The 13,555-nt window shown below is 25.4% G+C and carries 9 protein-coding genes, 1 tRNA gene and 1 pseudogene; 3 read left to right on the top strand and 8 right to left on the bottom strand.

Annotated elements, in window-relative coordinates; translation table 11 throughout:
* Positions 1-54: 54 nt before the first annotated feature.
* Positions 55-129: transfer RNA gene (locus PWP28_RS00685), tRNA-Asn, on the top strand.
* Positions 130-171: 42 nt separating this feature from the next.
* On the opposite strand, the gene PWP28_RS00680 is transcribed toward PWP28_RS00685, so the two are convergent.
* The 5 genes from PWP28_RS00680 to PWP28_RS00660 form a co-directional block, all read right to left on the bottom strand.
* Positions 172-1,941, bottom strand: a complete 1,770-nt coding sequence (locus tag PWP28_RS00680; protein WP_305081817.1) for an oleate hydratase — start codon at positions 1,939-1,941, stop codon at positions 172-174.
* Positions 1,942-2,088: 147 nt separating this feature from the next.
* Positions 2,089-2,652, bottom strand: coding sequence for a TetR-like C-terminal domain-containing protein (locus PWP28_RS00675; RefSeq protein ID WP_305081818.1), 564 nt, complete (start codon positions 2,650-2,652; stop codon positions 2,089-2,091).
* Positions 2,653-2,723: 71 nt separating this feature from the next.
* Complete coding sequence (locus PWP28_RS00670) at positions 2,724-3,215, bottom strand: hypothetical protein (protein ID WP_308644051.1); 492 nt, start codon at positions 3,213-3,215, stop codon at positions 2,724-2,726.
* A 19-nt stretch (positions 3,216-3,234) separates the two neighbouring features.
* Complete coding sequence (locus PWP28_RS00665) at positions 3,235-5,499, bottom strand: glycosyl hydrolase family 65 protein (RefSeq protein WP_308644050.1); 2,265 nt, start codon at positions 5,497-5,499, stop codon at positions 3,235-3,237.
* Between the two features lie 88 nt (positions 5,500-5,587).
* Entirely contained in the window at positions 5,588-7,417 is a 1,830-nt protein-coding gene (locus PWP28_RS00660) for a heme NO-binding domain-containing protein (RefSeq protein WP_308644049.1), read from the bottom strand.
* A 255-nt stretch (positions 7,418-7,672) separates the two neighbouring features.
* On the opposite strand from PWP28_RS00660, the gene PWP28_RS00655 reads away from it, so the two are divergent.
* On the top strand, positions 7,673-8,533 hold the full coding sequence (locus PWP28_RS00655) for a DMT family transporter (protein ID WP_109604212.1): 861 nt from the start codon (positions 7,673-7,675) through the stop codon (positions 8,531-8,533).
* Here the strand turns inward: PWP28_RS00655 and PWP28_RS00650 are convergent, their stop codons facing one another.
* Positions 8,534-9,118: a DNA-3-methyladenine glycosylase gene (locus PWP28_RS00650; protein WP_206050514.1), complete on the bottom strand. Its 585-nt coding sequence runs from the start codon at positions 9,116-9,118 to the stop codon at positions 8,534-8,536.
* Between the two features lie 444 nt (positions 9,119-9,562).
* Between PWP28_RS00650 and PWP28_RS00645 the strand changes: the two genes are divergently transcribed.
* Complete coding sequence (locus tag PWP28_RS00645; RefSeq protein WP_308644048.1) at positions 9,563-11,245, top strand: ABC transporter ATP-binding protein; 1,683 nt, start codon at positions 9,563-9,565, stop codon at positions 11,243-11,245.
* A 15-nt stretch (positions 11,246-11,260) separates the two neighbouring features.
* Here the strand turns inward: PWP28_RS00645 and PWP28_RS00640 are convergent, their stop codons facing one another.
* The gene (locus tag PWP28_RS00640) at positions 11,261-13,057 is read right to left on the bottom strand and encodes an ABC transporter ATP-binding protein (RefSeq protein WP_308644047.1); all 1,797 of its coding nucleotides are present in this window, start codon (positions 13,055-13,057) and stop codon (positions 11,261-11,263) included.
* Positions 13,058-13,332: 275 nt separating this feature from the next.
* A pseudogene (locus tag PWP28_RS00635) lies at positions 13,333-13,555 on the bottom strand (hypothetical protein); the annotation flags it as partial.

Raw genomic sequence — 13,555 nt, 5'->3', positions numbered from 1 at the left:
ATTTGATTGTCAAACAATTGTTTTAGTGATATAATCTTCTTCGGAAACGGAAGATCCGGCTTAGCTCAGCGGTAGAGCGGATGGCTGTTAACCATTAGGTCGGGGGTTCGAATCCCTCAGCCGGAGCCATAAAAAAACCTTCTTTGATTTAAATCAAAGAAGGTTTTATTCTTATATCAAATTATATTCTTTTAAAAGATCTTCAATTACAGTACCAGCTATCTTACCTTTTATTTTCTTAATTGCAAGTTTTGCTTCAAGAGAAAGTCCCGCATCTGTTATTTTTTTACCATCTCTCATCTTTGATGTTGCATCAAGCAAACATCTAACATCATATTTAGAGCCATAAACTTCCGGTACTCCACGATCTATATTCAATAAAGTATAAACAGCTTCCATAGCAGTTCTTGTAGAATATTCTATTGTAAATACTGTATCACGTGGTGTTTCTGTAAATTGACCAATAAATGCAAAATTAGTACATCCATCTGGTACTACATTTGGTCTATCTCCTTCAGCTCTTGGTGCAAAATGAGCCGTTATATAAGGCATCATACATGGAATACAATGAGCTCCAGTTTCAGACATTTCTTCAATTTGATCTTCAGGTACTCCAAGATGATACAACCACTCTTGAACTATTTCTTTACCTGTACAATCTTTCATAGACTTCTTTATATAATTGCCTGGAACATCTGTCAATAAAGAATAAACCCATACAACAATTTGATCATCTGGTTGTGATTTAAAATGAGGTTGACGATTTACAGTCCAACTCATCAACCAATTGGAATCTTTAATTGTAACAATACCACCAGTAACGACTTTACCGCTAAATGGATCTCTTTTTGATATTTTTTCTATGTATTCTGGTATTCTTTTGTCTAAAGTTGTAACTGTGGCTGATTCCCAATTTGTTTCTTCTATACTATTACAAAATTTTTCTGGACGACCAAACACTGAATCTTGTGCTGCAATATTTTTCCAAACTTTCCAAGAATTACCTTCTGAATAATTTATTTCTGGTACATGGTCATCATCACCTAGTGTTGAATTATCAACTATACTACCATTAGTTACAAATACAAGATCATCTTCTGTTAAAGATATTTCATCGTCTCTTCCATCACGTGTACAAATTATTTTTTTTGCCACTTTTTTATCTTTATCAATATCAAAAATAACATTTGTAACGGCTACATTGTATTGAAAATCAACACCATAACTCTTTAAATATTCCATCAAAGGCAATACAAGAGATTCATACTGATTATATTTTGTAAATCTTAAAGCCTTAAAATCAGGAAGTCCACCAACATGATGAACAAATCTTTTTATATATCTCTGCATTTCAAGAGCACTATTCCATTTTTGGAATGCAAACATAGTTGTCCAATACAACCAAAAATTAGATGAAAAAAATTCTTCTGAAAAAACATCATTTATTCTTTTATCATAAAGATCTTCTTCACGCATAAAAAATACTTTCATTATTTCCATAGAGGCTTTTTCTGAAAGCTCAAATTTTCCATCAGTATGAGCATCTTCACCTCTGTTTTCTGTAGCTCTCATCAATGAATAATTTGGATCATGCTTATTTAACCAATAATATTCGTCTAAAACACTTATACCTTCCGTTTCAATTGAAGGAATTGAACGAAATAAATCCCATAAACACTCAAAATGATTATCCATTTCACGTCCACCACGAATTATAAAACCTTTTTGTGGATCATTTATACCATCCAATGCTCCCCCTGGAATATCAGATTCCTCAAGTATATGAATATTAGAACCTTTCATTTGACCATCACGAATTAAAAATGCAGCTGCTGACAGTGATGCCAATCCTGAACCTACTAAATATGCTGATTTTTTATCTACTCCTTCAGGTTTTTCTGGACGAGCAAATGCTTCATAATTCCCATTACTATAATACATAAAAAAACCTCCTTTTTTCGCTTCATATTTAAATCATCTCATTCATTTTTATTATAGCAATGTGATCAAATTATTACTACGGTCAAATACAAAGCAGTGTCCAAAAATCGGACACTGCTTTGTATTTGATTAATAAATTTAATTTTATTAGGGTAATTTCTTACTTCTTTTAAGTGATTCAGATATATTGCCATCAAATAAAGCCCCTATACGTCGAATGATGATTTCAGGTTTTTCAACCATACCATCTGCAATCCAATGAAGGACCATATTAGTGAGAGCACTTTGATAAAATGAAGCAATAATCTTCTTATCTCTGTCACTCGCTTGAATATTTTTATTTATATCTTCTACATATCTAAACATAACATTACCTGCAATAGTATAAAGATATCTTTCCAATTCTTCTCTATGTATTGAGTTAAAAACATGATAAATTGCTTTTTTATTTTCTAAAGAAAACCTCGCAGCGAATATAAAACTCTCTTCCCAAGATTGAGTTTCATTATATTGAGCTATAACATCTTCTATTTCGCTTTCAAATATCTCTCTAAGAACGGAATATAAATTCTCATAATAATAATAAAATGTTTTTCTATTAATTTTACATTTATTAACTATATTTTTCACTGTAATCTTATCAAATGGCTTTTCATTTAGCATTTGAATAAAAACATCACGTATCATTTTCTTTGTATACTGTTGAGCCATCTTTTTCACTCCGTTTCATTCAAGAAATAGATATAATGAATATAGTTACTTTGAGATATTCTTTAAACGATTTATCTATTTTCTTTTTTCATATTTAATAGTATCAATACTCCAAGAATTACAAGCCCTGCACCTATCAAAGAAGAACCTATTTTAGTTCCAGCAATATTTATCATCAAAAAAACAAATGAAACACCCGTTAATATATAAACAGGTATCATAACCGCTCTATTTTTAGAATGATATGCAAGTTGAAAAAGCCCTACAGCTGGAGCAAATATAAATAAAGGCCATAATGTATCCATATATGAAAATCTGGTAAAGGCATTAAAAAAGAAAAAAATTCCCAAAAATGTTAATATTCCACCTGGAACAAGTATCCCTGGATCTTGTCTTCTATTACCAAAATAACTAATTTCAAAACCAAATCCAGCCAACAAAATAAATAAAGGCCATATATACTCCCAGATATTTACATTTATATATCCTCTAAAAAATATTAAAAGCCCTATAAATATGAAAATTATACCGTATATAAATTTCATAACTCCATTTTGATTCATACTAATCCCCCTTTTTAATTCATCTATTTTTTAACTTATATGAACTCTGTAAAAGTATATGTTTATTAAAATGATATATATTGACAGGATCTCCTTTCTCAAGAGAATATTTTATATATTGTTTATCAACTTCTACTTTTATTCTTCTTGATTTATATAAGATTTTAAAAGAATATTTTTTCCAAGCTTTAGGCACTTTAGGCTCAAAATATATATTATCATTATACACTTTCATGCCTCCAAACCCCATAGTCAAGCCTAACCATGTACCAGCCATATTGGCTGCATGAATTCCATCTTTAGTATTCCCATGATGATTATCCAAATCAGTCCTTGCAGTCATCATAAAATAATTATAAGCTTTTTCTAAATATCCTATATAATTTGCGGCAATTGAAAATATACAAGTTGAAAGTGAAGAATCATGAGTTGTTATTTTTTCATAATAATCATAATCCTTTTTTATTTGTTTCTTATCAAACTTATAATTCAAAAGAACTTCAGCAAGTATTAAATCAGCTTGTTTACAAACTTGATATCTATAAAGAACAAGTGGATGATAATGTAAGAGTAAAGGAAAATTTTTTTCTTTTTCAAGATCCCATACAGGTTTACTAAGAAAACTATCATCTTGTGCATTGATTTGAAGTTTTTTATCATATGGCAAAAACATATTTTCAGATGCATTTATCCATTCTTCAACTTCTTCTTCCATCAAGTCTATTTTATTTATAAGTTTTATAAACTCTTTATTATAATTTTTTTTCAGAAAATTATAAACATAAACAGAAAACTTGAGACTTTCACTAACCATTATATTTGTATAATAATTATTATTAACTATAGCAGTATATTCATCAGGACCAGTAACACCATTTATTCTAAATTCTCCATCTATAAAAAATCCCGTATTCATCCAAAGTCTCGAAGTCTCAAAAAGTATTTCAGCCCCAAATTTCACCAATAAATCTTCATCATTTGTACTTTCAAAATACCTTTTTATAGATATTGCTATATCACAATTTATATGATACTGTGCAGTACCAGCCGGAAAATATGATGAACATTCATATCCGTTTATAGTTCTCCAAGGATACAAAGCTCCTTTTTTATGATTCATTTGTAAAGCTCTTTCTTTAGCTTTATCTAAGGTATTATATCTAAATTCAATCAATTTTTTAGCTATTTCAGGATTTGTATATATAAAAAATGGAAGTATATATGTTTCAGTATCCCAAAAATAATGCCCCTCATATCCTTCACCGGTCAATCCTTTTGCAGCTATATTTGTTATGCCATCTTTACCCGTTGAATTAAGTATATGAAACATATTAAATCTTATTCCTTGTAAAAGTTTATCATCACCTTCAATTTCAACATTACAATTATTCCAAAAATCGCTATAATATTTCTTTTGATAATCCAAATAATAATCATAGCCATTTTCATAAGCTTCCTCTGACTTTTCTTTTAAATATTCAAAAAGCTTAAAATTTAAACCTCCTAAAGAATAATACGCATTTCTAATTATAGAAGCACTCTCATTTCTTCTCAAATTAAAATCAAATATAATACTTGAAGAATCATCTTTAGAAAAATATCTTTTTCTTGTCAAATCTCCTTTTAAAATTCTATGTTTCAAATAAACACCATATTCTTTTTTACTTCTTTTTGTTCTTTGATATATATATAAATCATCATCTAAAGTTTTGTTTTCAATAGTTTCAAAAACCGTTTCAGAAGTGCTTGCAACTCTTGGATCTTCAGGATTAGAATAATTTCTAATTCCTCCATCCAAAATAGATTCAAAAGACACTTTCACACTTCCATTCAATGGAATTATATTATATTTATAAAATATTAAACCCTTTTCCTTAAAACTCACAAATCTTTCAAAAATTAATCTTATAATCTTACCCTGAGAGGATCTCCATTTTATTTCTCTCTTTAAAATTCCTTCTCTCATATCCAAATTTCTTTCATATTCTATTATTTCACCCGTATTTAAATCAAATTTTTCATCATCAAAAAAGATATTCACTCTTTTTGTATTTGCCACATTAACCATAGTTTGTCCTTGACTTGGATAGCCTTTGAATTTTTCTCCATATTTTATATCATTTAATTCATAAAATCCATTTATATATGTTCCATCATGTCCTATAATATTTCCTTCATCAAAACTCCCTCTAATACCTAAAAATCCATTCGCAAGGGCAAAAATTGTCTCATTTTTAATATAATCATCTTTATTATAGTTTTTTTCTAAAATATTCCAATTCATAAATTTTTTCCCCCTTTTTCTTATATATATATTATACAAAAAGTATGGCAATTATACAAAAAAAGACCACTAAAAGTGGTCCAAAAAATTAATATCTTATATTAGAAAACTTATTTGTAAATTCTTTTATAAAAAATTTTGATTTTTCAAGACTATCAAATATGCTATCTAAACGAGTGATAAACTCTTTTAATGAACTATACATTTCTTCTGAAACAGCCGAATTTTCTTGTGATGTTGCCATGAGACTCTCTATATTTATGGCAGTTTTTTGAAGCTCTTCTCCTTCTTCCAATAAAGTGTCAAAAACATTTTTTACTTCTAATGAAAGATGTTCAAGATGAATAGTTTTCTCTGCACTCTCTTCAACAGATTTACTAAGATTATCTGCTTCTTTTCTTGATTTATTATACTCAGAAAGTATACTTTCTGTTAGATTATTAATCCTATCTGAAATATTAACTATTACTTTAGAAATATCAGAAGCTGATCTTTTAGATTCTTCGGCAAGATTTCTTATCTCATCAGCAACAACGGCAAACCCTTTTCCCAATTCTCCAGCTCTGGCAGCTTCAATAGCAGCATTCAATGCAAGTAAATTAGTTTGTTCGGCGATAGAAGTCACAGAATCAATTACTTTAAGAGTATTGAGTGTATCTTTTTGAACCTCTTTACTCTCACTCATCAAAATATTAAATCTTTCTGTCATTTCAATAATTTCATCTGAAGAATCTAAAACAATTTTATCATTCTTTTTTAAAAGCTCTATACTTTTCAAAAGAGTGTCAGAAATGCTATCTCCTTTACCGAGAATATCATTTATCTTTTGAGAATTATTATTAATAATAGAAGATATATCTTGAGAATCATTTGAAATGAGTTCTGAGCTTTTCTTCACTTCTCCAACGAGTTCTTTTAATTCTTGAGTATCTTCTTTTATGTTTTTAGAATAATCTACTATATTTTCTGTGAAATTTTCTATCTGATCAACATCGACCATCATTTCAGTAAATATTTCTTGATTTTTTCTTCTAAAATTATTAACTTTTTTATTATTATCATTTATGACTTTATCTCCATATATCATTACTGGATCTTCAAAATTAAATTTAGCCATATTTTCAATACTTTTATTTATTATTTTTTCAAAAGCATTTTTATATACAAGAAAAATTATATAAAAAAAAGTTGATATACTGAAAGAAAGAAATATAGAAATTGGAATAGACTCTATGAAGGATTTAAAAACGTAGGATATAGAAAAATAATTTATAATAAAACTAATCAATAAAGAATACATATACATGATAAAGCTTCCCTTTTTCGATGAAAGACCTGGAATTTTAAAAAATTTCAAAATTATACTTTCTCCATATTGCTTTGAAGCTTTTAATTTTACTTTTAAATAAGAACCATCATCATTATTTTCTTCAATAATTTCATACTCTATGGGATCTTCAAAATGTTGTGATGCTCCACTCAACATTCCAAGAAAATAATAAGTAAGATATTTTCTTTCACTCCTATAAACGACATAAGCACTATTTTTATCTATATACTCAAAATCTATTTTAGGTGGTTTAGAGCCTTTTATCCTTCCAGCAATAGATTTATGTACAAAATCCATAACAGACATAAATGATAATATTCCTTTTTTCTTAAAAAAAGGTGCATACATCTTATAGAAAGTATTAACATTCTTAGTTCCAGTTTCAAATAAAAGATCTTTCAAAGGTTTTTTTGTTTTAATACTCATTTTATCAAGAATTTTATATATTATACTATCTTCTAAATCTTTTAATACAGATTTTCCATTTTCAGAAACAAGTGAAAATTCTTTTAGAACCTCTTTAACAAGGTTTTGACCATATATTTCTTCCCATGTTTCTACCCAAGCTTTAAACATAATCTCTTTCATATTAACACCTCTGAAATTTTCTAAATTTTATCTTCACACAACATTAATATGTTATATATATTTCATTAAATAAAAACTAAATTAAGATGTACAAAAAGTTAAAATTGAACACCAAAATTTAAATTAAGGTAACGAAAATCAGAAAATTGCAAAGTTTAAACAAAGACATATTAAATAGAAAGCTTTATTCACTTAACAAGAGATTGACAAAAAAAGTCTATAATAAAATTAGTTATATATTATAAGAGGTGAATTATGGATAATAAAAAGAAAGCAGTACTTTTAATGTTATTGTCATCACTCGCATTTGCTTTTATGGGAGCATTTGTAAAACTTGCAGGAGATCTTCCAACATTCCAAAAAACATTTTTTAGAAATCTAATAGCCGTAATAATAACGGGCTTTATAATATATAGAAAAAAAGAAAATTTTTTTGGAAAGAGAGAAAACCTAAAATTTTTAATAATCAGATCAGCATTAGGAACTCTTGGAATGATATCATTCTTTTACAGCTTAGATCATTTATTACTTGCAGATGCTTCTATGATAAACAAATTAAATCCATTCTTTGTAAGTATCTTTGCTTACTTTCTTTTAAAAGAAAATTTTTCAAAAATACAGATTCCTACATTAATAATAGCTTTTTTAGGCGCTCTAATGATAATAAAACCACAATTCAATTTTGATATACTGCCAGCCATTATAGGGCTTTTTGGAGCAATATTCTCAGCCGGTGCTTATACAACAGTCAGATATCTTGGAAATAAAGAATCTTTCTATACTATAGTATTTTTCTTTTCATTTTTTTCAAGTATAACTACATTACCAGTTATGATAATTCAATACAAACCAATGACATTATTTCAAATATTAATAATGCTTTTAGTGGGAATATCTGCTGTAATAGGTCAATTCACTTTAACAATTTCATACAAACTTGCTCCAGCAGGTGAAATATCTATATTAAATTATACGAATGTTCTTTTTTCAGGAATAATTGGATATTTTATGTTTGATTCAATTCCAGATATACTAAGTCTTGGTGGATACTCATTAATAATAATAGCTGCTTTAATAATATATTTTCATACAAATAAAAAAAATAAAAAAATATAACTATTTTTTTGATACAAATTCATTATCTTTTATATAAAATCTCCAGAGTTTATCTTTAAACTCTTCAGAATAATCTATATTTATCCTTTTGGACTCCACCACTTCAAAGGCTTTATTTCCTCTTCTCAAATATAAATCCTTGGAGTCCAAAAGGTCATAACCATCAAAATTCTTATCTATTTTATAAGCCATACATAACTTTCCAGGTCCATTACTTATATCTTTTACTTTCTTAACATTTCTTATTCTCTTTAAAAAATCTAAATGATTTAAAGGTTCTACCCCTCTTATTAAAACTGCTTGAGGATCATTTTCCTTAGAACACACTATATTCATACAATAATACATTCCATATATCATATATACATAGATATGCCCTCCACTTTTGTACATAGAAAGATTTCTCTTTGTTTTTTTCCCCTCATAAGAATGACAAGCCTTATCTTTTATTCCACAATATGCTTCTGTCTCGACTATCTTAAATTCAAAGACAAAGTTATCTTTTTTCAAAACTAAAATATCCCCAAGTATATTCTTAGCCGTATATAATGCATTATTTAAAAAATAATCTCTATTTTTTATCAAAACAACACCTCCAAAAATATCTTCATTATATTTATTTTAATATAAAATCTAAACAAAAAAAACTAAACATAAAAACAACCTTAAATTAATTTTAAAAAAATATTCTATTTTCGAAAACAAATGAATTCATTAAACTTTGAAATACCTTTAAATTCTATTTTTTAAAGATATTATTTTTATCTTATTAAAAAATAGTGCCATATTCAAAATATTCAATAAAAATAAAAAAACAAAAACTCTTTATTAATAATGATTTTGAGTATTTACAAAATCACTTGACTACCATATAAAATTATGTATAATTTTATTAACAATACTTAACATGGATTAAACTTAATCAATGAAAATAAATTTCTATTAACTTTAGAAATTGTTGTATCTAAAAATTTTATAAATAGAAAAAAGAGATATAAATTCTATTATTAATATGTGGAGTGAAATATCTTGAATAAAAAAACTTTTAAATTTTTTTTGAATCTTATAAAAACAAATATAAAATATCAAATTTCATTATTTACTCTTGGATTATTTGAGATTTTTTTTACATTAATAATTCCAATAATGCTAAAAGTTCTTTTTGATAATATAGGAGAATTTGAATTAAAAAAAATCATATTATATTTAATATATATTTTAATAGCTTCAACTTTGAGTATTTTAATAGAAATAATATCTGGATATATTAGTAACATTTCAGAATCTCTTGCTGGAGCTCAATTAAAAGAAAAAATACTGATAAAATCTTTAAATCTTCCATTCTCTTATTTTGATAAAAATGGAAGAGGTAAAATACTATCAATAGCTATTTCAGATACAGAAAAAGTTGGACGTTCTATATCAGCATTTTATGCTATATTACTTGAAATATTAAATTTTATAATAGGTATAATAATAATTTGGTCTTTTAATTATATCTTTGGAATAATGGCATTATTATCAACCTTATTATATTATTTTTCTATGAGTGGTTATATAAAGAAATTACAAGATTCATCAAGATCTGAAAGAGAAGACTATTCAAAAACTATTGAAATATTTAGAGATACTTTAGATGGCTCACAAGAAATAAATATATATAATTCAAAAAAATTTTTTATATCAAAAGTTAAAAATTTTATTCAACAATGGATATCAAAAGTTAAACCACTTGCAAAGTACCAAACTTTAAACTATGGAATACAACAGTATCTTTCAACGCTATTACCATTATTGTTTCTCGGTTTAGGATTAGTATTAATAAAGAAAAATTTAACTTCAATAGGTGTTGTTATAGCTGTCTTTTCTTATCTTGGTACTTTATACAATAATATAGAAAGAATATCTTATATATGGAATTCCACTTTAAAAACTATTCCTATAGCTGAAAAAATAATTGATTTTTTCAATTTAACAGAAACAAAAATGAATTATGATTCAAGTATTTCTTTTAAAAAGATAAACAAAATAGAATTCAAAAATATTAATTTTTATTATAAAAAAGATCATCCTATATTAGAAAATATAAACTTAATAATTCAGGAAAACCAAAAAATAGCTATAGTCGGACAAAGTGGAAGTGGAAAATCTACTTTAGCAAATATCTTATTAAAATTTATATATCCCCAAAATGGTGAAATATATATAAACAACACGAATATCACCAATATTTGTATAAAAGAATTTGAAAGAAAAGTACTTTATACAGGCTCTAATCCTCACATATTCCAAGGAACAGTATATGAAAATATAACGATGGGTATAAAAACTGAAAAAGAAAGAATAACTGATATTCTTAACATATGTGGATTAGATCTATCATTAGACAGTTTTATAGGAGAAGGATTTGGAGATTTATCATTAGGTCAAAAACAAAGAATAGGCCTTGCAAGAATTTTTTTAAGAAATCCAGATATAATCATTCTCGATGAAGCAACTTCTGGAATAGACTCTATATATGAAAAAAATATTATGAATAAATTATTATCTCTCAATAGCATAATAATAATACTTTCCCATAGAATATCTACAATAAAATACTGTGAAAAAATATTCGTATTAAATGATAAAAAAATAACTGCTTCTGGTTCTCATGAATATTTAATGAAAAATTCAAAAGATTATATAAATATTTTTAAAAATCAAATATAAAAACGAAGGAATAGATTATATTCCTTCATTTTTATTTTTATCTTTTATAAAGGTCATTCTCTTTTCAGCATCAAAAAAAGACTTAAAAATATTATCTGATTTCAATGCGTTTTCTTTCAGATCATTCAAAACAATCTTTCCATTTTCTAATCCTATTATTCTGTCAGCCATATTTAAAATACTGAATCTATGAGATATTATTATTACTGTTTTATCTTTTATATATTTTTTTATATTTTCTATAACTTTTTCTTCTTTTATTTTGTCAACACCTTCAAGTGGTTCATCAAGTATTATTATTTCTGGTTCAGATAACATCATTCGAGCAAGTGCTATTCTAACTCTCTGTCCTCCAGAAAGATATGAACCATTTTGACCCGTTATTGTGTATATTCCATTTTCCAAATCTTCTATGAAATCTTTTACTCCCGATAATTCTATTACTTCTTTTAATTTCTTTTCATCAATATTTCTTCCCATTGTTATATTTTCTTTTATTGAACGATTAAATATATGACTATTTTGACTTAAAACTCCTATTTTTTCATAGATATTTTTTATATTCATTATATTTTCTGAGTTTATAAATATATTTCCTTTATTTGCTTTTTCTTCTCCAGTTATGAGTTTCACTAAAGTAGTTTTTCCTTCTCCACTTTTACCTATTAAGGCTATTTTATCTCCTTTTTTAATTCTTAAATTTATATCATTCAAAATTTTTTTATCGGTATATGAAAAATCTACATTCTCCAATTTTATTTCTTCTATATTTTCTATTATCTTTTCTTCTTCATTTTCTCTTTCATCATTAAATTCAAAAATATCTTTAATTTTTATTATTGAAGGAGAAAAGAAGTTTCTATTTTTGAACAGATAATTCATAAAAGGAGTTATATTAGAATTTATTATACCTATATAAGTTAATATAAAAAATATTTGATCAATACCAATGCTTTTATTTAAAATATAAGAAATATAAAACCAAACAAATATCATTGAATAATAAATATAATCTAAAAAATTGAAAGGAAATAAAAAATTTGATAATTCTTTTGTCCAAATTCTTTTAAATCCTAAATATATAGATTGCGAATTTTCTTCAAATTTTTCTAATTCATAGTCTTGTGATAAAGTTGATTTTATTTCTAATCTTCCTTCCAAAGAATCATTAACATAACTAATTAATTTTCTCGAACTTTCCATTAAATTACTATAATCTTCAAATCCAGGTATTTTACCTTTATTTTTTTCCATAGAAGGTCTCAAAAAGATATATATATAAATAATAAAATATATTATTGAAATAAAAGAAGATACAATATCTATAAAAGATAATATTATTATCGCTGTTATTGATATCAATATTGAAAATAAACTGTTTATACTTTGTAAGTTTAATGATTGAGAAGCTCTTTGTGTATCCGTTGAAATAATTTCTGAATAGTATGAACTTCCATCTTTTTTAATAGTTTTTTCTTTTGATAAAAATATTTTTTTATAAAGTTTTTCTTTATAAGATTTTTCTATTTTATAAGAAAGTATAGAAGATATATAATCTAATATATAATTTAATATTAAACTTGAAGTGTAGAGTATTCCAAACAATAAAATTAAATTTAAGGCCATTTTATTTTCTAAATTTAAAATCAAATCTTTATATATAAATGGAATATATAGATTAATTCCAATTACAATAGCTGCACCAAAAAATAAAACTGTGAAAATAATTTTTTCTTTTTTATTTAAATTTTTTGACATCCAAATAAGATTTTCAAATTCTTTTTTGGTATTTATTATAAATTTATTTTTCATATTCTCCCTCCATTAAAATTTTAATTTTATATTTATATATAATAAAATTATACTCATTTTTATATGATTATCAAGTAACAAAAATAATTTTAAAAACCCTATTAATAAACAATTTTATCTTTTTATAAAAATATTAACATTTTAAACTTGGAACTTATATATATATAATAAAAACTCCCTCATTAAGATACTTAATCAATGGGGAGTTCATAGATAAATAAATTAATCTCTTTTAAAAGATCGAATAATTCTAATTGGTAAATTAAATGTTATATTTAGATTAATTTATCTTTCATTTCATTCATAAAATTTAAAAATTTTTTTCTTTCATTTAAATCAAAAGCAAAAACAGATATACCACATAATTTTGGGTTCAATCCATACTCTTGTATAAACCAATCTATTTCTTCACAAGTTTTAGGATAAAACTCATCTTTTACAGTTTTTATATCATATCTTCCATAATTTCTTATGAATTTTTTCATCATTTCCATCTCT

Origin of the sequence: Oceanotoga sp. (assembly GCF_030445905.1) — a bacterium.
In the GTDB taxonomy this organism is placed as follows: Bacteria; Thermotogota; Thermotogae; order Petrotogales; family Petrotogaceae; genus Oceanotoga; species Oceanotoga teriensis.
Note: the sequence above shows the minus strand (reverse complement) of the source record. Positions and strands in the feature narration are given on the sequence as shown.